The 21,402-nt window shown below is 72.1% G+C and carries 18 protein-coding genes and 2 pseudogenes; 11 read left to right on the top strand and 9 right to left on the bottom strand.

Going from position 1 to position 21,402, the window contains the following annotated elements:
* Positions 1-365: 365 nt before the first annotated feature.
* Positions 366-1,085, top strand: a pseudogene (locus AB0399_RS21340) (VOC family protein); the annotation flags it as partial.
* Positions 1,019-1,906, top strand: a pseudogene (locus AB0399_RS21335) (alpha/beta hydrolase); the annotation flags it as partial. The pseudogenes AB0399_RS21340 and AB0399_RS21335, both read left to right, overlap by 67 nt.
* Positions 1,907-1,978: 72 nt before the next feature.
* Here the strand turns inward: AB0399_RS21335 and AB0399_RS21330 are convergent.
* Positions 1,979-2,485: a DinB family protein gene (locus AB0399_RS21330; RefSeq protein WP_329364727.1), complete on the bottom strand. Its 507-nt coding sequence runs from the start codon at positions 2,483-2,485 to the stop codon at positions 1,979-1,981.
* A gap of 3 nt (positions 2,486-2,488) precedes the next feature.
* Here AB0399_RS21330 and AB0399_RS21325 point away from each other — a divergent pair, with 3 nt between their 5' ends.
* The 4 genes from AB0399_RS21325 to AB0399_RS21310 are packed head-to-tail and all read left to right on the top strand — an operon-like array spanning position 2,489 to position 6,646.
* Entirely contained in the window at positions 2,489-2,620 is a 132-nt protein-coding gene (locus AB0399_RS21325) for a hypothetical protein (RefSeq protein ID WP_366412400.1), read from the top strand.
* A gap of 57 nt (positions 2,621-2,677) precedes the next feature.
* Positions 2,678-3,553, top strand: coding sequence for an ABC transporter ATP-binding protein (locus tag AB0399_RS21320; protein ID WP_329364725.1), 876 nt, complete (start codon positions 2,678-2,680; stop codon positions 3,551-3,553).
* Positions 3,550-4,569: an iron-siderophore ABC transporter substrate-binding protein gene (locus AB0399_RS21315; protein ID WP_366412399.1), complete on the top strand. Its 1,020-nt coding sequence runs from the start codon at positions 3,550-3,552 to the stop codon at positions 4,567-4,569. The genes AB0399_RS21320 and AB0399_RS21315 overlap by 4 nt, the downstream gene beginning before the upstream one ends.
* A gap of 4 nt (positions 4,570-4,573) precedes the next feature.
* Complete coding sequence (locus AB0399_RS21310; protein WP_366412398.1) at positions 4,574-6,646, top strand: iron ABC transporter permease; 2,073 nt, start codon at positions 4,574-4,576, stop codon at positions 6,644-6,646.
* 416 nt (positions 6,647-7,062) lie between these two features.
* On the opposite strand, the gene AB0399_RS21305 is transcribed toward AB0399_RS21310, so the two are convergent.
* A complete protein-coding gene (locus tag AB0399_RS21305; RefSeq protein WP_366412397.1) occupies positions 7,063-8,052 on the bottom strand; it encodes a polymorphic toxin-type HINT domain-containing protein in 990 nt (329 codons plus the stop codon).
* Between AB0399_RS21305 and AB0399_RS21300 the strand changes: the two genes are divergently transcribed.
* Positions 8,015-8,452 carry a DUF4259 domain-containing protein gene (locus AB0399_RS21300; protein ID WP_366412396.1) on the top strand — a complete coding sequence of 146 codons (438 nt, stop codon included), beginning with the start codon at positions 8,015-8,017 and terminating at the stop codon, positions 8,450-8,452. The genes AB0399_RS21305 and AB0399_RS21300 overlap by 38 nt on opposite strands.
* A 346-nt stretch (positions 8,453-8,798) precedes the next feature.
* Here the strand turns inward: AB0399_RS21300 and AB0399_RS21295 are convergent, their stop codons facing one another.
* From AB0399_RS21295 to AB0399_RS21275, 5 genes are all read right to left on the bottom strand, one after another.
* A complete protein-coding gene (locus AB0399_RS21295) occupies positions 8,799-9,701 on the bottom strand; it encodes a class I SAM-dependent methyltransferase (RefSeq protein WP_366412395.1) in 903 nt (300 codons plus the stop codon).
* 154 nt (positions 9,702-9,855) lie between these two features.
* A complete protein-coding gene (locus AB0399_RS21290; protein ID WP_329364713.1) occupies positions 9,856-10,473 on the bottom strand; it encodes an ATP/GTP-binding protein in 618 nt (205 codons plus the stop codon).
* The gene (locus tag AB0399_RS21285) at positions 10,421-10,831 is read right to left on the bottom strand and encodes a DUF742 domain-containing protein (protein WP_329364711.1); all 411 of its coding nucleotides are present in this window, start codon (positions 10,829-10,831) and stop codon (positions 10,421-10,423) included. Before AB0399_RS21285 ends, AB0399_RS21290 begins: the two co-directional genes overlap by 53 nt.
* Before the next feature lie 210 nt (positions 10,832-11,041).
* Complete coding sequence (locus tag AB0399_RS21280; protein WP_328469339.1) at positions 11,042-11,500, bottom strand: roadblock/LC7 domain-containing protein; 459 nt, start codon at positions 11,498-11,500, stop codon at positions 11,042-11,044.
* Positions 11,497-14,175 (bottom strand): ATP-binding protein, encoded by a 2,679-nt coding sequence (locus tag AB0399_RS21275; protein WP_366412442.1) that lies wholly within the window; start codon positions 14,173-14,175, stop codon positions 11,497-11,499. Before AB0399_RS21275 ends, AB0399_RS21280 begins: the two co-directional genes overlap by 4 nt.
* A gap of 502 nt (positions 14,176-14,677) precedes the next feature.
* On the opposite strand from AB0399_RS21275, the gene AB0399_RS21270 reads away from it, so the two are divergent.
* The 4 genes from AB0399_RS21270 to AB0399_RS21255 all read left to right on the top strand — a co-directional run bounded on the left by AB0399_RS21270 (position 14,678) and on the right by AB0399_RS21255 (position 19,091).
* A complete protein-coding gene (locus AB0399_RS21270; protein ID WP_329364709.1) occupies positions 14,678-15,649 on the top strand; it encodes an ABC transporter substrate-binding protein in 972 nt (323 codons plus the stop codon).
* 259 nt (positions 15,650-15,908) lie between these two features.
* The gene (locus tag AB0399_RS21265; protein WP_366412394.1) at positions 15,909-17,747 is read left to right on the top strand and encodes an aromatic amino acid lyase; all 1,839 of its coding nucleotides are present in this window, start codon (positions 15,909-15,911) and stop codon (positions 17,745-17,747) included.
* A 127-nt stretch (positions 17,748-17,874) separates the two neighbouring features.
* Positions 17,875-18,123, top strand: a complete 249-nt coding sequence (locus AB0399_RS21260; protein WP_329364705.1) for a hypothetical protein — start codon at positions 17,875-17,877, stop codon at positions 18,121-18,123.
* A gap of 104 nt (positions 18,124-18,227) precedes the next feature.
* Positions 18,228-19,091, top strand: coding sequence for a hypothetical protein (locus AB0399_RS21255; RefSeq protein ID WP_366412393.1), 864 nt, complete (start codon positions 18,228-18,230; stop codon positions 19,089-19,091).
* Positions 19,092-19,197: 106 nt separating this feature from the next.
* Here the strand turns inward: AB0399_RS21255 and AB0399_RS21250 are convergent, their stop codons facing one another.
* Positions 19,198-19,773 carry a hypothetical protein gene (locus AB0399_RS21250; RefSeq protein ID WP_366412392.1) on the bottom strand — a complete coding sequence of 192 codons (576 nt, stop codon included), beginning with the start codon at positions 19,771-19,773 and terminating at the stop codon, positions 19,198-19,200.
* A 9-nt stretch (positions 19,774-19,782) separates the two neighbouring features.
* Positions 19,783-21,249, bottom strand: a complete 1,467-nt coding sequence (locus AB0399_RS21245) for a PE-PGRS family protein (RefSeq protein WP_366412391.1) — start codon at positions 21,247-21,249, stop codon at positions 19,783-19,785.
* Positions 21,250-21,402: the final 153 nt, after the last annotated feature.

Raw genomic sequence — 21,402 nt, 5'->3', positions numbered from 1 at the left:
TTCACCGTGCGGGGCTTCACCCTGCGGCGCGTTCACGCTGCGGCGCTTTCGTCGTGCGGCGGGCTCACTCTGCGGCGTGGCGCAGGATCGGGTCGAGCAGTCCGGTGGGGCGTCGTTGCTGGAGGCCGGGCTCGACGAGGCGTTCGTGGTGGCCGGCGCGGTGACGCTGGGCGGGGCCGTACTCACCGGGTGGTGGCTGGTGCGGTCCGGGACGGCGGACGGCCGGGGGACTCCGGGGGCGGGCGCCCCCCGGGTAACTCGGATGCGGCCGGGCCGGACCGCTCCTAGGCTGCGGCGGGAGGGGCGGACACCGCGCCCCGCCGGCCGTGGCCGGTCGGCCACCGGAACCGGAGAAGCCCAGCACCATGACGTCCTCGCTCTTCGCCCTCTGCATCGACGCGACCTCGCCGCCGCGCCTCGCCCGCTTCTGGTCCGCCTTCCTGGGCCGGGAGTCCGCGGACGACCCTGACGGCGGCGGCATCGTGCTGCCGCCCGCCGACGACACCGGCTTCCGTATCCGCTTCCTCCCCACCGACCAGCCGAAGACCAGCCAGAACCGGGCGCACTTCGACCTGACCAGCACCTCCCCGGAGGACCAGCGGCAAACGGTGGCCAGGGCACTGGAGTTGGGCGCACGGCACACCGACGTCGGCCAACTCCCCGAAGAGGGCCATGTGGTGCTGGCCGACCCGGAGGGCAACGAGTTCTGCGTCATCGAGGCGGGCAACAACTTCCTCGCCGGCTGCGGCTTCATCGGGGCACTGGCCGGCGACGGCACCCAGGCGGTCGGCTACTTCTGGAGCAAGGCCCTGGGCTGGCCCCTGGTCTGGGACCAGGACGAGGAGACCGCGATCCAGTCGCCGCACGGCGGCTCGAAGTTCACCTGGGGCGGCCCGCCGCTGATGCCGAGGTCCGGCCGGGACCGGGTGCGCTTCGACCTCGCGCCGCCCGCCGACGGCGACCTCCACGCCGAGGTCGAACGCCTGCTCTCGCTGGGCGCGACCCGTCTCGACACCCCCGGGACCGGCACCGTCGGCGTCACCCTGGCCGACCCCGACGGCAACGAGTTCCGCGTACTTCCACCAGTGGCGAAATCGGGAGGCGCTGCCAGCACGCGGGACCTAGGGTCGGGCGCATGACGCTTGCGCATGGTGTGACGGGGGACGGGCCCGCGGTGGTGCTGCTGCACTCCGGGGTGTGTGACCGGCGGATGTGGGAACGGCAGGTGCCCGCGCTGGTGGCCGCCGGATACCGCGTGGTGGCCTGCGACTTCCGCGGGTTCGGCGAGTCGCCGCTGCCGGGGGAGCGGCACAACGACGCCGAGGACGTGGTGGAGTTGATGGACGTCCTCGGCATCGGGCGGGCCGCGCTGGTCGGGTCGTCGTACGGAGGACACGTGTCGCTGGAGATCGCCGCGCGCCGCCCGGAGCGGGTGGCCGCGCTGGCGCTGCTGTGCCCGGGGCAGCCGGGGCACGAACCCAGCGCCGAACTGCGCGCGATCGGCGAGCGGGAGGACGCGCTGCTGGAAGCGGGCGAGATCGCGGCGGCCGTGGAGCTGAACGTGGAGACCTGGCTGGGGCCAGACGCCGGCGAGGAGGCCCGGGCCGCGGTGCGGACGATGCAACAACGCGCGTTCGACGTGCAGTTGGCCGCGCCCGAGGGGGCCGGGCGCAGGGAGGTGGCGGTCGATCTGTCGGCGGTCGGCGCGCCGTGCCTCGCGGTGTCGGGCGGGCAGGACGTGACCGACTTCCGGGAGATCGGGGCCCGGCTGCCGAAACTGCTCACTGGCGCCGACGTTCGTCATGTCGAACTGCCCTGGGCCGGGCACTTCCCCGGCCTGGAGCGGCCCGAGGAGGTCACGGAGCTGGTGACCGGGTTCCTGCGGGAGACGTACCCCGCGGTCTGATCGCGGTCTGATCGCTGTCCGGCTCGCGGCGTGACTCGCCGTCCCATCGCGGCCGAGGGGCGCGCCGTACGCTCAGTCGCCGGTGGTGCCGTCGGCCAGTTCGCGCAGGACGTCGATGTGGCCGTTGTGCCGTGAGGTCTCCTCGATGAGGTGCATCAGCACCCACCCGAGGGTGACGTACGTTCCGTCCCGCGTCGGGCGCTTCGCGGTCGTCGCGAGGTCGGTGGCGGCGACCAACTCGCGGTAGCGCGCGCTCTGTTCCTCGTATGCGCTGATCAGTTCCGGGAGCGGGGTGCGCGCGCCGATCCGCATCTCCCGGTCCGGGTCCTCGTCGGTCCAGGGGCCCTCGGTGTCCTCCTCCCCGAGGAACATCACCTGCACCCACCAGTACTCCACCCACCGCAGATGGCTGAGCAGCCCGCCCAGCGTCATCAACGGCGACCCCGGCAGCGGAGCCTTCGCGGCGTCCTGTGCCGACGCCCCCGCGCACTTGGCGACCGCCGTGGCGCGCGCGTAGTCGAGGAACGTCGTCAGCATCGTGCGCTCGTCGAAGGCGGGTGGCATGTCGGTACGGGTCATGCCGTGATGATCCCACCTGCCCGGCCCGGTGATCCCCCCTGCGCGGCCCCCGTGTTCGAGGCTGCCGCGTTCGAGGTCGCCCCGGCCGGGGTCGCCGCGTTCGAGGCCGTCCGCTTCCCGCCGCGCACCCCCTGATCCCCGCCGGGGACCCCCTGACCATGGGCGAAGTAAAGTAAGGCTATCCTAACTCGCGTGAGAGTTGGGGAACGTTCCGAGAAGTCGGCGCCGCCGCGCCGTGGTCATGAGCTGTCGGCCGCGGACGTGACCGTGGCGTACGACGGCACCGACGTCGTCCACGGCGTCGCGATCACGCTGCGGCCCGCCGAGGTCGCCGCGCTCGTCGGGCCGAACGGCAGCGGGAAGTCGACGCTGCTGCGTACGCTCGCCCGCCTCCAGGACCCGCGCACCGGAACGCTCACGCTCGACGGCGGCACCGAGGCGGCCCTGGACGGCAGGGTGCTCTCCGCGCGCGAGTTCGCCCGCCGTATCGCCCTGTTGACGCAGGGCCGGCCGACGCCGAGCGGGCTCACGGTGCGGGACGTGGTCGAGTTCGGCCGCTACCCGTACCGGGGCCGCTGGGGCCGGCCGGACCCCGGCGGCACCGCGGCGGTGGACCGGGCCCTCGCGCTGACCGGCCTGGAGAGCCTGGCCGGCCGCGGCGTGGACCACCTCTCCGGGGGGCAGCTCCAGCGGGTGTGGCTCGCCGGCTGCCTCGCCCAGGAGACCGGCGTGCTCCTGCTCGACGAGCCGACGACCTACCTCGACCTGCGCTACCAGGTCGAACTCCTCGACCTGATCCGCGACCTCGCCGACGACCACGGCATCGCCGTCGGCGTGGTCCTGCACGACCTCGACCAGGCGGCGGCCGTCGCCGACCGGATCGCCCTGCTCCACGACGGACGGATCGTCGCCGACGGCACCCCCGACGAGGTGCTGACGCCCGAGCGCCTCACCGAGGTCTACGGCATCCGGATCAACGTGGACACCGACCCCGCGACCGGTCGGCTGCGCACCCGCGCGGTCGGCCGCCACCACGCACGAAGCGAAAGGCACCACACCCCCTCATGAGACGTCTCCCCGCCGTCGCGGCCCTCTCCGCGACCCTCGCCTCGGTGCTCGTCCTGGCCGGCTGCGGCACCACCGAGCACTCCACCGGCTCCTCGGACTCCGCCGGTTCCCCCTCCGCCGCGTCCGGCGGCGGCTCGGCGACGCCGGCCGGCCCGGTCACGCTCACCGACGCGTCCGGCGCGACGGTGCACCTCGACCACCCCGCCACCCGCGTCGTCGGTACCGAGTGGGACGTCGTCGAGGACCTCGTCGCGCTCGGCGTCGCCCCGGTCGGCGTCGCGGACGTCAAGGGCTACACGGACTGGGACAAGGCCGCCCCGCTGACCGGCTCGCCCAAGGACATCGGCACCCGCGGCGAGCCGAGCACCGACGCGATCGCGGCCCTCACCCCCGACCTCGTGGTGGCGACCACCGACCTCTCGCCTTCGGTGCTGAAGCAGTTGCGCAAGGTCGCCACCGTCCTGGTGGTGAAGCCCGCCGACGCCGCCGACCAGATCGGTACGATGACCGACGACCTCGACCTCATCGCCCGCGCCACCGGCACCACCACGAAGGCGACGGCCGTGAAGGCCGCCTTCCAGGACAAGCTCGCCACGGGCCGCAAGAAGCTCCAGGACGCGGGCCTGGCCGGGAAGAAGATCGCCTTCGCCGACAGCTACGTCGTGTCCAACCAGGTCTCGGTGCGCGCCTATACCAGCGGCTCCCTGATCGGCGCCGTCAACGAGCAACTCGGCCTGAAGAACGCCTGGACGGTCAAGGGCGACAAGAGCTACGGCCTGGCCACCACCGACGTCGAAGGGCTCACCGGCCTCGGCGACGTGTCGTTCGCCTACATCCAGAACAGCAGCGACGGCGACCCGTTCACCGCCAACCTCGGCAAGAACGCGGTCTGGAAGTCGCTGGCGTTCGTGAAGGCGGGCCATGTGCACCGGCTGCCCGACGGCGTCTGGATGTTCGGCGGACCCGGGTCGATGGAGGCGTACATCGACGGCCTCGTCGACGCCCTGACGAAGTAGCGCCATGGCCGTCACCGAGACGACCGCGCCCGCCCCCGCCCGTACGGCCTCGGCCAGGTCCGGCGCGGGGGCGGCCGCCGCGGCCGGCGCGCTGGTGCTCGTGGTCGCCGCGCTGGCGATGGTCGACATCACGCAGGGCACCGCCGCGGTCGGCGCGGGCGAGGTGTGGAAGGCGCTGACCGGACACGCCGACCAGGCCGACGCCTCCGTGGTCATCGCCTCGCGGCTGCCGCGGATGGTGGCCGGCATCCTCGTCGGCGCCGCGCTCGGCAGCGCGGGCGCCGCGCTCCAGGCGGTGAGCCGCAACGTGCTCGCCGCCCCCGACACGCTCGCGGTGAACGCCGGTTCCTACCTCGCGCTCGGGGTGCTCACCGTCACCGGCGCCTCGCTCCCGCTGCTGGCCTCCTCCGGCGTCGCGTTCGCCGGGGGCCTGGCCGCGGCAGCCGTCGTCCTCAGCCTGTCCGGTCTCGGCGCCGGTACGGTCCGGCTCGTGCTGGCCGGCAGCGCCCTCGCGCTCGGGCTCGGCGCGATCACCGACGCGCTGCTGCTGCTCTTCCCCGAGCGGACCAACGGCCTGTACCAGTGGAGCCAGGGCAGCATCAGCCAGAACGGGTTCGGCGGCGTCGACCAGATGGCACCGGTCGTCGCGGTGGGCCTGGCCGGGCTGCTGCTGGTCGCCCGCCGCGTCGACGCGCTCGCCCTCGGCGACGACGCGGCCCGCGGCGTCGGCGTCCCGGTCCGCGGCACCCGCGTCACCGTCGTCGTGCTCGCCGCGCTGCTGTCCGCCGCGGCGGTGACGCTCGCCGGGCCGATCGGCTTCGTCGGGCTGTGCGCGCCCGCGCTGGTACGGCCGTTGGCCCGCCGGCTGCGCACGCTCGTCCGGGTCCGGGCGGCCGTGCCCTTCGCCGGACTGGTCGGCGCGGCCCTCGTGCTCGGCTCCGACGTGCTGCTGCGCGCGCTGGTCAGCAAGCAGTCCGCGCCCGCGGTGCCCACCGGCGTCATCACCAGCGTCGTCGGCGCGGCGTTCCTGATCGCGATGGCGTTCCGGGCCCGCGACTCCGCGGCCGCCGCCGACACCGACCGGATGCGCGTGCCGACCCGGGCGGGGTTCGCGGTCTGCCTGGTCGTGCTCACCGCGGTGCTGGTCGCCGTGGTGATCGCGGGGGTGCTGCTCGGCGACACCAAGCTGCTGCTCGGCGACGTCACCAACTGGGCGCTGGGCAGGGCCGGTCAAGGGGTCACCTTCGTGCTGGACACCCGGGTGCCCCGGGTGGGCGCCGCACTGCTGGCCGGCGCGGCGCTCGCGCTGTCCGGCACGCTCGTGCAGGCCGTCACCCGCAACCCGCTCGCCGAACCCGGCATCCTCGGCGTCTCCGGCGGGGGCGGCCTCGGCGCCGTCCTGCTGGTCACCTCGGTGCCGGCGGCCGGCGCGTGGAGCATCGCCGGGGCCGCGTTCGCCGGGTCCTCGGCCGCCGCCCTGATCGTCTTCGGGCTCGCCGCGCGCGGCGGGTTCCAGCAGAACCGGCTGGTCCTGGTCGGCGTCGGCGTGTCCGCCGCCACCACCGCGCTCATCAGCCTGGTCATCGTGCTCACCGACCCGTTCGACGCCACCAAGGCCCTGACCTGGCTGTCCGGTTCGACCTACGGGCGGACCGGCCCCGACCTGGCGCCGGTCGCGGTCGTCCTCCTCGCGGGCACCGGCTACGCGGTCGTCAGGCGCCGCGAGCTGGACCTGGTCTCCCTCGACCAGGACACCCCCCGCCTGCTCGGACTGCGGCTCGCCCCCACGCGGTTCGGGTTCCTCGCGGTCGCCGTGCTGCTCAGCGCCACCGCGACCGCCGCCGCCGGAACCATCGGCTTCGTCGGCCTGGTGGCCCCCCACGCGGCCCGCGCACTGGTGGGCCGCCGACACGTCCGCGTCCTCCCGGTCGCCATGATGCTCGGCGCGACCCTGGTCTGCGCGGCGGACCTCCTGGGCCGCACCGTGATCGCCCCGGCCCAACTGGGAGCGGGGCTCATGACAGCGGTGGTGGGCACGCCGTACTTCGTCCGCCTGCTGGTCCGCACGCGGAAGTAGCCGAACGCGGCGCCCCGCCTTCTTGCGGTACGCGGGAAGGGGGCGCCCTTGTCAGCGGGGCGGGGCGGGGCCGCCCTCCCCCCGGGTGAACTCCTGACTGCAACTCTTCCACCGCCGTGGGGGTGTCGCGACCGGGTTGACAGCCCGTCACCGTGAAGGTGGGCAGGGGAGTCGGATCTTCGCCGACGTCCAGTTGAAGCGATCTCCCCGCGCTGGCGTCGTCGGATGGGTGGAACTGGGGTGCGCGAGGGACCCAACTTCCGCTTTGCACAAGCCGCCTGACGCAGATTCACCAGAGAGGCCGAACTTGTGACGGACTGGTGAGGGCTCGTGCGAGTTGTGTCCATGGCGTGGTTGTCAGTGGGACTTCGCGTGCTCATTGGAGGGGAATTCATCATCATTTAACCGTCTTCACCCTATTCGGAAGACGTAAGTTGATCTGTCGCGCGAAAGTTCCCCAACTCCCCGGCGACGGCTACCGCCACGGAACCGGTACTGGGGCCCCCGTCGTCCGCGGTGACGGCCGCTTTGGAGATGTCGACACCAAACAGCAGTGGACCCAGGAGTGGACGCCTGGAAGCAATGATGCGGACCTGCTGAGGAGTGACTTCTTTGGCGACGGTAGCAACAACATGGCAAATTCCCTGATCGGGATCATGGGAATGATGGATCTGCCCGAGGAAGGAGTATCTTCCGGCAGGGGATGCAGCTTCGCGCCGACGACCCCCATCCTCATGGCCGACGGCAAGACGAAACCCATCGCCAAGGTCAAGCCCGGTGACAAAGTCCAAGCCGCGGACCCGGACAACGGAAAACACCAGGGCCCTCGCGCTGTCACGGCCACCTGGATCAATTCGGAACATCGAACTTCGTTCCAGGTTCGCGCATTTTGCGTTGTGAACGAGGACCGGCGTGGTCCCCGCCACAACATAGTACGTGTGGAGTTGGTCGATGGTGAGGTTGTACATGCCCGCAGCGCCCGGGCGCACTTGGCGCGCGACGAGACGGACGTGTCCGTTGGTGGCCGCGCTGAGGTTGTCACCAATTGCGAGCTCCCCGGCGGGTACCCATCGGTGGGTGGTGTCGTCCCAGAAGGGGTGGTTGGAGGTGGTATGGAGGACGCTGCTTTGGCCGGGGGTCGTTTCGATGGTGAGGTCGATAAGGTCGCCGTCGTGGTTGCCGACGACGTCGTGAACGTCACTTGGATTCCTCTCCCTTCCGAGATAGGAACTGTAGGTGCACGCAGAGTTGAGCAGACAGTCATGGATGGATTGACGTCGCAGGGTGTAAGACTCTTGAACCGGAGAAACCCAGAGATCGAAGTTCCAACCGGCGGATATCTGCCCTAAGCCTCTACTGGAGTTTGTGATGGGAACCTGGGGCTCAGGCCCGTTCGACAGTGACACCGCAGAGGACTTCCTCGATGAGATGGAAGAACAGCCCGCACCGCGGCGTCTGGAAGTCGTTGAGCGTACGTTTCGCGCCGCCATTGAGGCGGGCGGAAGTTCGACCTCATCCGTGCTGCCTGAGGAAATTATGGCTGCTTCCGCTGTGGTTACAGCTAATGTTCCAGCTGGGCGCTCCTTGCCTTGGAACGAGGAATATCCGAGCATCACAGAATGGCTGACGAAGCCCATTGCGCCTCTCCTCGCCTCGTCTGCAATTCAGGCGCTGGAATTGACATTTCCTGCAGACGGCTGGTTTTGGAGGAGCTGGGTCGACGCCGGCGAGAGGGAAGAGGCTCAGGCCGCGATCGACAGTTTGAGAGCTGTATTGCGGCCCGTCAGCGAGGGCGAGTCTCGGTAGCCTCCTCAGAGCCCCGGCAAGGTTGTCTTGTAGCTCTGTGGCGTGGGGTTTTGCGGCGGGGTAGCGGTGCGCGGGCGTGTTCCGGTCCGGTTGGATGGAGGTTCCTACGCCGTACCGTCCGACCAGGGGATCACGCCCGCGACACCGACCGCCCCATCAACCTGCACCTGGCCGCATGACCAACAACTTCGCCGGGGCCCTGGGGTGGACGCTTTCGGCAGCTTCCTGCGGGAGGCGCGTGCTCGGTGGAACGGGGAGGTGCCCGGGCCGGCCGAGAACCCGACGATTCAACGGTTCGCGCCGGGGCGGCCGGAGCCGCGGTGCGGGGTGGGGACAGGGGTGGGGGTCAGGCGGTGGTGATGAGGAAGTCCTCGCCGGTGGAGGGGCGGAGGGCGTCGGGGCGGGCGGTGAAGTAGCGGTGGAACAGGTCGGAGCCGGAGACGTGGTGGGCTGAGGGGAACCCGGCCGTACGGGCCAAGGCGAGCATCTCGTGCGGGGCGTAGAAACTGATGAAGGGGGTGCGGGAGGCGCGCGCGTTCTTGAGGGTGGCCTCGCGGATCGGGCGGTCGACGGGGTCGACGAGTTCGGTGGGGAGCTGGAAGGTCATCGCGAGGGTCGTGCCCGGGGCGAGGGCCGCGATCTGGCGGAGGGTGGCCTCGGTCGCCTCCCGGGTGAGGTACATGGTGACGCCCGCGGAGACGAAGACGGCGGGCCGGGAGCGGTCGAACCCGGCGGTGACGAGCCGGTCCAGCCAGGAGTCGCCCGCCTCGAAGTCCACCGGGACCAGGCGCAGCCACGCGGGGACGCCGTAGCCGAGTTCGTCCAGGCGGCGCCGCTTCCACGCCTGCGGGGCGGGCTGGTCGACCTCGAACACCGTGAGCCGGGCGGCGGCTTCGGGCTCGCGCTGGGCGAACGTGTCCAACCCCGCGCCGAGGATGACGTACTGGTCCACGCCCTGCCCGGCCCGCTCGGCGACCAGGTCCTCGATGAAGCGCGCCCGGGACACGATGGCCGCGCGGAACCCGCGGCTGGCCTCGGGGTCCATGTCGGGACGGTCACGCCACCCCTCTGGAGGGGCCACCAGCCGCAGCCCCACCTCGTCCACGAACACGTGCGGCGGCGCGTCCAGTCGTACGTGCAGCGCGCGCCACAGCGCGACCCGCTCCGCCGAACTCTCGGGCCCGCCAGCGGAGTCGCCCGGGTCGCCCGGGGTGTTCGGCGTGTCGGGTCCCTTCGGCTCGCTCGCCATGCCAGCAGTCCCTTCCGGCGGTTGCCCGGGCTCGTCGCGGTGCGTGCGCGGTGCGACCTCCGACTGTAGGAGCGGCACGCGGGCCGCCGCCACCGCCACGCCCGACGACGGCACCCGGATCAGCCGGCGCCCCCGCTCTCCGTGCGCGCCCCGCTCACGCCTCCGCTCGGGTGAGCGCCACGTCCAGCACGACCAGCAGCGCGTCCCGCACCGAACCCCGCTCCCGCGCGTCGAACGTGATGACGGGGACGTTCTCCGCCACGTCCAGTGCCCACCGCACCTCGTCGAGGGTGTGCTCGACGCGCCCGTCGAAGGCGTTCACCGCGACCGCGAACGGTATCCGGCGGTGCTCGAAGTAGTCGACCGCGGCGTAGCAGTCGTCGAGCCGGCGGGTGTCCACGATGACGAGGCCGCCGAGGGCGCCCTGGACGAGGTCGTCCCACATGAAGCCGAACCGCTCCTGGCCCGGGGTGCCGAAGAGGTAGAGCTTCAGGCCGGCGTCGATGGTGATGCAGCCGAAGTCCATCGCCACGGTGGTCGTGGTCTTGTGCGGGGTGTGGCTGAGGTCGTCCACCCCCGCGGCCACCTCGGTGATCGCCGCTTCGGTGGTGAGCGGCCGGATCTCCGAGATCGACCCGACCGCGGTGGTCTTGCCGACCCCGAACCCGCCCGCGACCACCATCTTCACCGGCAGCGGGGGAGCGCCCCGGCCGGGCGCCTCAGTCGTTGTCACGGAGTGTCCCCCCGGAGTCGGGGATGGTGCGGAGACCATCGATAACCCTTCGCAGTACGGAAACGTCGCGGGCGATGTCGGCGCTCGGAACGTACACCGAAAGGTGGCCGCCCGCCGAAAGGTCCTCGGCCAGCACCCGGACGACGTTGAGGTGCAGCCGCAGCGTGGCCGCGATCTCGGCCACCGACTGCGGTCGGCGGCAGGCCGCCACGATGTCGTGCCGCTCGAACGACATCAGGTCCAGCCGCTCCAACCCGGCCGCGGTCGCCACGAGTTGGGTCTCGACCGGCATCGGCGGCAGGTCCGAGCCGCCGCCCGCCCCGGCCACCCGGCCCGCGGTCACCAGGAACGGCCGTACAGCGGGCGCCCGGTCGACCGGTTCGTCACCGGCACCCATGGGCCTTCACCTCCTCGCGGTGAGCCGTCAGCGGTGTGCGCTCAGCGGCGGCCGGCGCCTCCGGCCGCGGATACGTGAACAGGTGGTACGTCAACTGCCCGTACGCGGAAGCCCGGTACGGCAACTGCCCGTGCCCGCAAGGGCGGTACGCGTACCGGCCGTACCCGCCCGGCCGGTACGTCAACTGCCCGTACGCGGAAGGCCGGTACGTCAACGGGCCGACGGCGAACCGACGGTGTTCTTCAACTCCAGCACCAGCTCCGGATTGAGCGCCGCCCCGGCCCGGTTCGCGAACACCGTCATCTCGTAGGCGATGTTCCCGAGCTTCGCCTCCTTGGAGGTCACCACGCCCAGGACGGCACCGCTGCCGATCGCCGAGACCAGGATGTGGCCCTCGGCGAGGTCGATGATCACCTTGTTCAGCGGGCCCAGGCCGTAGTTGCCGGCGGCGCCCGCCGCGAGGCTGGTCATGCCCGAGACGATCGCCGCGAGCCGCTCGGAGTCCGCCGGGTCGCGGAGCTGCGACACCGCGATCAGCAGGCCGTCGGAGGACACCGCGATGGCGTCCACCACCCCCGCGGTCTCGGTGGCGAAACGGTTCAGCAGCCAGGTGAAATCGGCTGCGGCGGCCCGCAGTTCCTCGGGCCCGCCACCTGTCGGCGTTGTCACTCTTCGGCTCCTTCCGGGAACCCCGTGTCCAGTGTGGTGCGGCTCTGGCCGGTGTCGGCCGCCGCGGTGTCGCGGTGCGCCCGTTCCACCGCCGCCTCGAACTCGTCCAGCTCGGAGCGGACTTGCTCGGCGTCTGCGGCGGGGCGGTGCGGGTCTGGGGGAGAGGGTACGGCGGGGCCGGCGGCGGCCGGGGCGGCGGGGGCCGCCGCTCCGAGCGTGGTGGCGAGGGTGGCGCCCTTCACGCGGCGCCGCAGCCCGCCCGGCGACGTACTCCCGTGGGCGGGTGTGCCGGGCGCGGCGGGAGTACCCGGTGCGGTGGAGGCACCCGCGGAACCGGGCCCGCTCGCCGCGCCGTTCACCGTCCGTGCGCCGGTCGCGGCGCCGCCCGGCGCTATTGCGTTCCCGTTCCCGGTTCCGTTGCCGTGCGGGGCGGTCCCCTGCCCCGGGCCGAGGCGGCGGACCGGTGCGGCGGGCGCGGACGGCACGGCCGCGGAGCTGATCGCCGCGTTGCGCTGCGGCACCCTGCGGGGGAGCGGCGCGGGCGCGTCCGGGCGGTTCGGCGCCGCGTGCCGGGCGCCGCCGCCGGCCTCCGTGTCGCGGCCCGGCTCCGGGTGCGGGCGGGCCGGGCCCGACTCGGGCACCCGGGCGGCGTGCCGCGGCCCCCGTGCGGCCCGCTCGCCGCGCTCGGCCAGGTCGCCCCGTTCGAGTTCCGCGGCCCCGCCTTCGTACGACCTGCGCCCGGCCCGGCCCTCGGTTCCGGCGCCGGCCCCGTTCCCGGTGTCCAGCCGCTTCCTCGGCTCCGCGAACGGGCTCATCATCAGCAGCAGCGCCGACGGGATCGCCACCTGCGCGGTGACGCCGCCGCCCTGCGTACGGGTCAGCGTGACGCGCACGCCCCAGCGCCGGGCCAGGCTGCCGACCACGAACAGGCCGAGCACCTTCGTGGGCACCAGGTCGAGGCGTTCGCGGCGCACCAGCCGGGCGTTCTCCTCGGCGAGCCGGGCCGCGCTCATGCCCAGGCCGTGGTCGGTGACCTCGATGAGCGCTCCCTCGGAGCGGGCGCTCACCGTCACCTCGACCGGGCTGCGGGCGGGCGAGAAGGCGACCGCGTTCTCCAGCAGCTCGGCGAGCATCAAGGTCAGGTCGGCGATGATGTCGGGCGCGACGGTGACCTCGGTCTCGGCGCTGAGCGAGACCCGCTGGTAGCCCTCGATCTGGCCGAGCGAGGCGCGCACCACGTTGGTGAGCGGGGTGGGCCCCGCCTCCATGCCGGTCTCGCGGATGCCGGCCAGCAGCATCAGGCTGTCGGCGTTGCGCTGGAGCCGGACCGCGAGGTGGTCGATGCGGTAGAGCCGGTCGAGCAGCGCGGGGTCGGTCTCGCCGCGCTCCACCGCGTCGATCAGGGAGAGTTGACGGGCCGTCAGGTTGCTGACCCGGCGGCCGACGTTGCCGAACATCTCCGCGGTGTTGCGGCGGCTGAGCACCTGCCGTTCCAGCAGTGCGGCCGCGGTGGTCTGCACCCGGTTGAAGGCGGCGGCCAGGTCGCCGATCTCGTCGCGCGCGGTCACCGGCATCTCGCGCAGCCGCGGCGGGCTCGCGTCCACCGCGTCGTCGTCGGCGACCCGGGCCAGTTCCCGCCCGGCCACCTCCGCGACCTCGGCGGCCGCCCCGGTGAGCGCCTGCACCGGCCGGATCACCGAGCGGCGGATCGCCACCGACAGCGCCAGCCACAGGACGAACGCCACCAGCGCGCCGGCCAGCAGCCAGGCCGCCCGCCACCACGCGTTGTCCGAGGCGTGGTCGGCCCGGTCGGCGATCTGGCCGATCAGCGAGCTGGTGACGCGCAGCCGGCTCTCCGCCTGCTGCTGGTACTGCGGGTACGCCTGGAGCGCGGAGGTGAAGGCCGCCTTGATCGCCGCCGGGCCGTTGGCCACCAGCGAGCTCGGGTCCACCTGGAGGCCCGCGTACTGCTGCGAGATGGTGTTCCAGGCCGTGCCCTGCTCGATCCCGGCCAGCTCGGCGCTCTGCTTGGAGGTCGCGTAGCGGCCGAACCGGGCCGCCTCGGTGGTGTAGACCTGCTCGTCGCCGACCGCGTGGACGAACTCGATCAGCGCGTTGGCGTCACCGGTCTGCGCGGAGAACACGCTGGTCTCGAAGGAGCTGTGCGCGGCCTCCGCGCGCAGCAGCGAGTCCAGCAGGCTGCCGGTGCGGGTGGTGGAGAGGTTGGTGCTGGTGTCCAGGTCGAGGCCGTCGATCAGGTCGTCCATCGCGGAGGTGTACGCCGGGTCGATGTTGTCGGCCGGCAGGTAGCTCTGCTCCACGGTGCTGCGCAGGCTGCTCAGGCCGTCGATCTCCTTGAGCACCTGCTCCTCGGCGGCCGGCAGCCGCGAGCCGAAGGCGTGGCGGACCGCGGCGACCTGCCGGTCCACCGCGTCCTGCGCGTCGCGGTAGGCGGTCAGCGACGGCCGGCCGCCGGTGGTGGCCGACTCGTAGCGCACCGACAGCAGCAGCGCCTGCTGGTGCTCGGACTCGACCCGGTCGACCAGGGTCGCGACCTGGCGGCTGCTGCGGACCAGCTGGGCGGCGGAGCCCGCGTCCCTGGCCTGGCCGACCAGCCCGGAGATCACATAGCCGAGCAGCAGGGCGATCACGACGAGGGGGACGCCGAGCAGCACGTCGAGCTTGCGCCGGAAGGGCCGGCGGTCGGCGAAGCGGGCGAGCGCGGATGTTCGGGGCGGACGGTCGCCATCGTGCGGGACTTCCGGTACCGGATGCTCTCGTTCCGGTCCGATCGCTCCGTTCGCGGACACGACGCGCCCTCCTCCGTGACTTTGACCACTTTCGTCACCTTGGTCGGACGGAAGTGGCCGAAAACTCCCCGTGTCAGTCCGGGAATGGTCGCCAACTGCCCGGAGACTACCTCGTCTTGTCGTCCGGCACCTGGCCTGCACATCAAGATCCTGTTAAGTCCACCCACGCACCGACCTGTGGCGATCCGGTTCCGCCGCAGGTCAGCGCGGTGCCGCCGGGTGCCGGATCGGCGCTTCGCACGCGTCGATGCCAATCGGTGACCAGCCTTCACTTGACTGGGTGGGAAGCGGCTGGATTGGATCGTCACCAAGGCATGTTTCGAACAACGTTGATCATCTTTCGAACACCGAGCCGGAAGCGGAAACCGTGACTACTCGCGAGAACAGCACCTGGTCCAGCCCGAGTTACCTCCGACTGGCCGCCGTGGCGGTCGTCGCTGCCGTGGCAGCGCCCCTGCTGGCGGGCTGTTCCTCCTCCTCGTCCGGCGACAGCGGCAGTGACCCGCTGGCCGGGAAGAAGGCGTCCGGCGGCACCGTGGTCGTCGGCTCCAACAACTTCGCCGAGAGCACCGTGCTTGCCTACATCTACGGCGAGACCCTCAAGTCCAAGGGCATCAAGGTCAGTTACAAGCTGAACATCGGCACCCGTGAGACCACCTACGGGATGATGAAGAACGGCACGCTGACGGTGATGCCGGAGTTCAACGGCGCGCTGCTCTCCTACCTGAACCCCAAGGCGGTGGCCACGACGGCGGCCGCGACGGATTCCGCGATCACCGCGAAGCTCGACCCGAAGCTGACGGTGCTGAAAGACGCCCCGGCCGAGGACAAGGACTCGGTGACGGTCAACGCCGCCACCGCGAAGAAGTACCACCTGACCGCGTCCTCCTCGATCGCCGATCTCGCCTCGATCAGCAAGGACCTCGTGATCGGCGGCTCGCCGGAGTTCCAGACCCGCCAGCAGGGCCTGGTCGGCCTGAAGTCCGAGTACAACGTGGTGCCGAAGTCCTTCAAGGCGCTGGACGCCGGCGGCCCGCTCACCGAGTCGGCGCTGAAGAGCAACAACGTCCAGGCCGCGGACATCTTCACCACCGACCCGACCATCTCCTCCGAGAAGTTCGTCACGCTCCAGGACCCGAAGAGCCTCTTCGGCTTCGGCAACGTGCTTCCGCTGGTCTACAAGTCGGGGCTCTCGCAGGCCGGTGTCGACGCGCTCAACAGCGTGTCGGCGAAGCTCGACACCGCGAAGCTGCTCGACCTGGACACCCAGGTGCAGACCGACAAGAAGGACCCGCTCGCGGTCGCGCAGACGTGGCTGAAGTCCATCGGCGTCAGCTGAGCGGGGAAGGCTGAGCCGGGCCCGCGTAGGCCCGCTTACGCCCGCGTACGAGCCTGAGGACGGTCCCGGGGTGCCGAGCGCACCCCGGGGCGGCCCGGTTCGGCCCGGGCCGCGGGGACGACCGGGGCGCCCCGGAGCACGCGTCACGGACACCCCGGAGCCCGCACGACGTACGACCCGGGGCGCGACCGTGACGGACGGCCCCTCTGCACCACCTCTCCGAACCACCCTTCCGTACCGCCCTCAGCCGGAGGCGACCATGGGAACAGCCCCTGAGTCGTCGTCGCACCGCGGCAACGACGCTTCCTCCGCACCCCAGCGTGCGCAGGCGGCCGGCGCGGTCCTCGACGGCTTCGGCCTCGACGCCGACGGCGTCGCACTGCTCGCCGACGGCGTGGCCGGACCCGTCGTCCCGCCGGAGGCGTACGCACGCGCCGAACGCTCCTGGCGCACCGCCCAGCGGCTCGCCGCCTCCGGCCGGATCTACGGCCGCGACACCGGCGTCGGCGCCAACCGGATGGTCTTCCTCAGCGACGAGGACAAGGACGAGCAGGACCTGCGGCTGCTGCGCAGCCACGCCGGCGGGGTCGGCGCACTGCTGCCCGCCCGCGAGGTCCGCGCGATGCTGGCGGTCCGCGCCAACCAGGTGCTGGCCGGCGGCTCCGGCCTCCAGCCCGCACTCGTCCACGCGATGGTCGAGGCGCTGCGGCTGCATGTGCACCCGGCCGTCAACGAGTACGGGGCGGTCGGCACCGGCGATCTGACGGCGCTCGCGCAGACCGGGCTGACGCTGATCGGCGAGCGGCCCTGGCTGGCGGACCCGGTGGGGGCGCTGGGGCCGGAACTCGACCCGATCGGTGCGGAGGCGCGGGGCGCGGAGGTGCTGGGCGCGGAAACGGTACGGGACGGCGGGGTGCGGCACGGCGGGGTGGGGCCGGGCGCCGTACCGGCCGGTCCCGTACCAGCCGGTCCCGCGTCGCCCGGAGCCGTACCGCCCGGAGCCGTATCGCCCGGTCCCGTACCGCCCGGCGCGAACTCCACCGAGCCGGGGCCGGTGGGCGTCCACGCCGATCCGCACCCCGACGGCGGCCCCGTCGCGCCGCTGCACACCAGCGCCACCGCGCCCGGACCCGCGCCCGTGACCCTCCAGCGCGGCGACGGGCTCGCCCTGATGAGCAGCAACGCCCTCGCGCTCGGCCAGGCCGCGCTGGTCTGCCACGACATCGACGTCCTGCTGCGGGCCTCGCACGCCATCGCCGCCCTCTCGCTGGCCGCGGTCGGCGGTTCCCTGGAGGCGTACGCCGCTCCGGTGCACGCCCTGCGCCCGTACGCCGGCACCCTGCACGCCGCCGCCGAGGTGCGCAGGCTGCTCGGACAGCCGGAACGCCCGCAGGCGCCCGGCCGGCGCATCCAGGACCCGTACGGCTTCCGGGCGTTCCCGCAGGTGCACGGGCCGGCGCTGGAAGCGGTCGGCGCGCTGCGCCGGGTGCTCGGCGTCGAGATCAACTGCCCTTCGGAGAACCCGCTGATCACCGAGGACGGCGGGCCGGACGGCGGTCCCGCGGTCTACCACCACGGCGGGTTCTTCGCCGCGCCGCTCGGCCTCGCGCTCGACCAGCTCTCGCTGGCCGTGCTCCAGACCGCCCGGCTGTCCACCGCCCGCCTCGGACACCTCGGCGACCCCGACATCACCGGGCTGCGGCCCTTCCTCGCGGACGGGCCCGCGGCCAGCTCAGGGATCATGATCCTCGAGTACAGCGCGAACTCCGCGCTCGCGGAGCTGCGGGCCTCCGCCTCGTCGCCCGCGTCCGCCGGGCACACCGTCATCTCCCGCGGGCTCGAAGAGGCGGCGAGCTTCGCCTCCCAGGCGGCACGGCAGGCGCTCCGAGCCGCGGGCGCCTACCGTCTCGTGCTCGCGTGCGAACTCGTCGCGGCGGTACGGGCGTTGCGTATCCAGCCGGCGGACTTTCTCGACCCGGGCGCACCCGTGCACGCGGTTCTGACCTCGCCCGCGCTCCCGGCCGGCCCGGGGGACCGCCCGCTCACCCCCGACGTGACCGCCGCGACCCTCCTCCTCCCCGCCCTCGCCACCCTCTGAGCCGCCGCGCGGACCACTCGCCGTGGCCGCTTCGGCGCGAACCCGTCTGGAGCGCGGCCGAACCGGGATCTATCGTGGGTCCTGATCATGTTTTCGTATATGCGGCCCACCTGGGGGGATGGCGCGGATGGCATCGGAAGGCGTCCAGGAACTGACCGACAGGGCGAGCCGGTTGCGCGGCCTGGCCGACGAGATCGAGGCATTGCCGGACGCGGCCCGTACCTTCGCCACCGCCACGATGAAGGACTGGTCCGGCCCGCACGCCGACCGTACCCGCGGGGAACTCGGCACGTGGCGGACCACGTGCCGCACCGTGGCGGAGTCCTTGCGCACCGAGGCGGGTACGTGCGAGCAGAACGCGAAGAAGCTCAAGTAGCCGCCCGTACGGCACCCGGGTGCCGCCTTACGCCGCCTTACGCCGCGATACGCCGCCGCACGCCGCCCGGGTTCGGTCGGCCCGACCAGGAGCGCGCCACCCGCATGCCTTCGTACGACAGTTCACGTAGCCGGTTCCGCCTCGCCGACCGGCACATCGCCGTGCTCGGCCATCTCTCCGACCACCAGTCCCCGCCCGAGGAACTGCTTCCCTCGCTCGGCGAACTCCAGGAGCTCGGGCTGGTCGGGCCCGAGGGCGAACTCGACCTCTCTCTCAAGCAGTTGATCGAGACCCTCGCCGATCCCGTCGCCGTCGTGCGGATCGAGGTCACCGGCGGCCACGGTCCGGTCCACCACGGGCTGGTCGTCGGCCCGGACGCCGTCATCGCGCACGACGGCTGGCCCGGTGAGGAGGAGTCGGAATACCTCTCGATCCTCCCGACCACCCTGGTCTGGGAGATCGCCCGCATGGTCAATCTGCACGGTGTCTCCGCGCCGGAGCCGGCCGTGCCGCCCCGGATCGCGACCACCATGGGCGCGCTGGACGCCGCCCTCGCCGCCCTCGCCGCAGCCACGGCCGACGGCGCCCCGGTCCCACCCGAAGACGGCGCCCTCCTCGCCCGGGCCGCCCTCGCCGCCGCTGACGGCTCCCTCGCCGACCCCGAACTCTCCTTGTTCGCCGACCTCGTCTGCGCGCTCGCCGGCACCTGGCGCGTCACCGTCGTCTGGGGCGCCCCGCCCACGCCCGCGGCCGAACCCGTCACCGCACTCCGCGCCCTCGCCGTCTGGGACTGCGGCGCCCTCGGCTACTGGGTGCGCGAGCAGCCGGAAGAGCCGATCCTCCCCGGCGGCGTCGCCCCCACCACCCCCCTCCACCTCACCCCCGCCACCACCTCAACCCTCTGGACCCGCCTGACTGACCTCCTCCCGGACCAGCCGGAACTGGCGGACGAGGGGAACGCGGCGTAGGCCCTGGCGAGGGAACGCCGCGCGAACCTGCCCTGTGCCGCAGGGAAGTTGAGGAAGGCGTGCGCCGAGCCGCCGCTGCGGCCCGAGTGGGTTCACCGAGGCATGCTCAGGGCTCCTTCGAGTTCGCGTTGCTTCGTTGAGACGCGTAGACCGCCGCTGCGACCGGGTCCAGCGGGTCGATCGTGACCGCCTCGAAGACGAGGGCGACGGCGAGGTCGACCTCGTCGAAGTCCCCCTCGGCCGTGCCGTGCCGCCGGTCGCCCAGTTTGGGAACGTACTTTCCGGTGGTGACGGTCACGTGCATTCCCGGACGCCGGAGTTCGGCGTTCCGCGTCAGCGACTTCAGGCAGGTGTAGGTGTAAGTGCGCTCCAGGTACTTGATGCGCAGGGCCCGGGAGGACCTCGTGAGTCCGTAGGAGTTGTACGTGAGCCGGGCCGGTGCGCCGCCGACTTCGAGGCTCGCTTTGTAGGGGGACGGCTGCCCGCTCACGCCAATTCCGCCGAGGCGAGCCTCCGGGAGATACTCCGACGCGAGGTGAGCGTGAAGTATCTCGTTCGAGCCTTGCGGCCTCGCGGGCTTGATGTTGTACACCATGGTGTCCCCGTACGCGCCGACGACGCCGCGTACGCCCTTGTGCGCTTCGTTTTCGAAGGGTTCGAGCTCGAAAATGAGGTCGGTCATGTCCTGGTCCTAGAAGTGCCAGTGGGTCGGGTTGAGCTTCTTCGCCGCGGACTTGGCGCCGCCCGCGATGTCGTGGGTCACGTTGCTCGTGGTTTTGTCCACCCAGTGCGTGGCCGTTGACGTGCCCTTCTTGATGTCGCCCCAGTGCTGCACGACTTCCGCGCCGACGTAGACACTGCCGGTGGCGATGGTGAGGCCGAAGGTGACCGGGTTCGGTGCGATCAGGGTGGCCGTGAGGGACGCGTTGAATGCCGTGTCGGCGGCGTCAGCGACGTAGCCGGCGCCTTCGCGCTTGAATGCCTTGACGGGGTTGCCGTCGGATATCAGGTTCGCGGCGCTGATGCCGGTCATGGCGACGCTCGTGGCGATGTTGAAGCTGCGGAAGGCACCGGCGGTCTCGCCGACGGTGACGAGTCCTTTCAACGCGGCGCCGTAGCGGCTCTTGGCCGCGACGTTCTCGAAGGCCGTGCCTTGGCGCAACCCTTGGTACGCCTTGACGCCGACTCTCGCCAGGTTGGCGTTGGCCGCGCGCTCGACCGGGACACCCGAATGTGTCAGTCCACCGAACTTCTTCGCGAACTCGTCATTGCCGACCAGGGCGTTGATCACGCTGTTCGGGGTGATGCCCCAGCGCCCAAGGTTCATGATGGGCTTGAGCCGGAGGTCGTCCCAGAGCCCACTTGTCCCGTCCCTGATCCTGCCGTTGAGTCCGGGGACGTGCTGCAAGGCGGACGTGAGCTTGCTCGGCAGCCAGGCGCCTGGGGCGCTCAGTGACCGAATCTTGTCCATGTCCGCAAGCTTCGCGCCACTCCATTTGAGCACGCGGGAACCGCTGCTCTGCAACTTCGTCGCCGCCCAGAGCCGCCACGGCTTCGCCCACCCCGCCTTGAAGGAGTTCCCCACCAGCACCTTGGTGAGTTGGGAGCCCTGGAAGAGGACGTGGCCGGCGGCGTCGGTGGCGCTTTTCCAGTCGCCGAAGTTGGTGAGGTAGCTCTGGACCGCGGGCTCGAACGGTTGGAGACCGGGGAGGGCGGTGAGGGCCTGGGCCTTGAGGCGGTCGATCCAGTCGTCGAGGTTCTCGTCGGGGCGGCGCCGGAACTGCGACGCCTTCGGGTCGTCGCTGGCGGCGACGGAGTTGGCGACGAGCGCGAGTTCGGGGGAGAGCCCGTCGCCCTTGTACTTCGCGAGGTCCTGAGCGGAGAACCCGGCCCAGAGGAACCCGCCGGTGAGGTCACCCGCGTTCATGCGGGCCCGGGCCGCGCGGCGGCGCAGGTCGGGGGCGGTGTCGTCGGCCCAACGCGCGAGCGGCCGCAGGCCGTTGAGATGGGAGGTGGCGCCGAGCGCCGCCGCGCTGCGGAAAGCCGCGTCGGTACGGCTCTTGAGGCTGTTCGGCCCCTTGCCGTCGAGCAGCGTGGCCAGTTGCTCCAGGTCGACGGGGTCCACGCTGCGCAACTTCTGGTCGCGGCCGTCTCCCATGCGGTTCCCTCCCCGGAGGCACGTCGTCACCATGGGCAACTTTAACGTTCCTTGGTGACCGGGTGGTGAACCCGTGCCCTGTGAGGGGAGAAGGCGGCGGGGCGCCCCCGCGGGGGGGGGCCCCCCCGCGGGGGGGGGGGGGTTTGGGGAGGG

The organism is Streptomyces sp. NPDC088194 (genome assembly GCF_040702025.1).
Classification (GTDB): Bacteria; Actinomycetota; Actinomycetes; order Streptomycetales; family Streptomycetaceae; genus Actinacidiphila.
Note: the sequence above shows the minus strand (reverse complement) of the source record. Positions and strands in the feature narration are given on the sequence as shown.

Coding starts and splice junctions, on each gene's coding strand:
- AB0399_RS21330 (WP_329364727.1), bottom strand. CDS start 2,485: ATGACCCGTACCGACATGCCACCCGCCTTCGACGAGCGCACGATGCTG.
- AB0399_RS21315 (WP_366412399.1), top strand. CDS start 3,550: ATGAGACGTCTCCCCGCCGTCGCGGCCCTCTCCGCGACCCTCGCCTCG.
- AB0399_RS21310 (WP_366412398.1), top strand. CDS start 4,574: ATGGCCGTCACCGAGACGACCGCGCCCGCCCCCGCCCGTACGGCCTCG.
- AB0399_RS21300 (WP_366412396.1), top strand. CDS start 8,015: ATGGGAACCTGGGGCTCAGGCCCGTTCGACAGTGACACCGCAGAGGAC.
- AB0399_RS21295 (WP_366412395.1), bottom strand. CDS start 9,701: ATGGCGAGCGAGCCGAAGGGACCCGACACGCCGAACACCCCGGGCGAC.
- AB0399_RS21290 (WP_329364713.1), bottom strand. CDS start 10,473: ATGGTCTCCGCACCATCCCCGACTCCGGGGGGACACTCCGTGACAACG.
- AB0399_RS21285 (WP_329364711.1), bottom strand. CDS start 10,831: ATGGGTGCCGGTGACGAACCGGTCGACCGGGCGCCCGCTGTACGGCCG.
- AB0399_RS21265 (WP_366412394.1), top strand. CDS start 15,909: ATGGGAACAGCCCCTGAGTCGTCGTCGCACCGCGGCAACGACGCTTCC.
- AB0399_RS21260 (WP_329364705.1), top strand. CDS start 17,875: ATGGCATCGGAAGGCGTCCAGGAACTGACCGACAGGGCGAGCCGGTTG.
- AB0399_RS21255 (WP_366412393.1), top strand. CDS start 18,228: ATGCCTTCGTACGACAGTTCACGTAGCCGGTTCCGCCTCGCCGACCGG.
- AB0399_RS21250 (WP_366412392.1), bottom strand. CDS start 19,773: ATGACCGACCTCATTTTCGAGCTCGAACCCTTCGAAAACGAAGCGCAC.
- AB0399_RS21245 (WP_366412391.1), bottom strand. CDS start 21,249: ATGGGAGACGGCCGCGACCAGAAGTTGCGCAGCGTGGACCCCGTCGAC.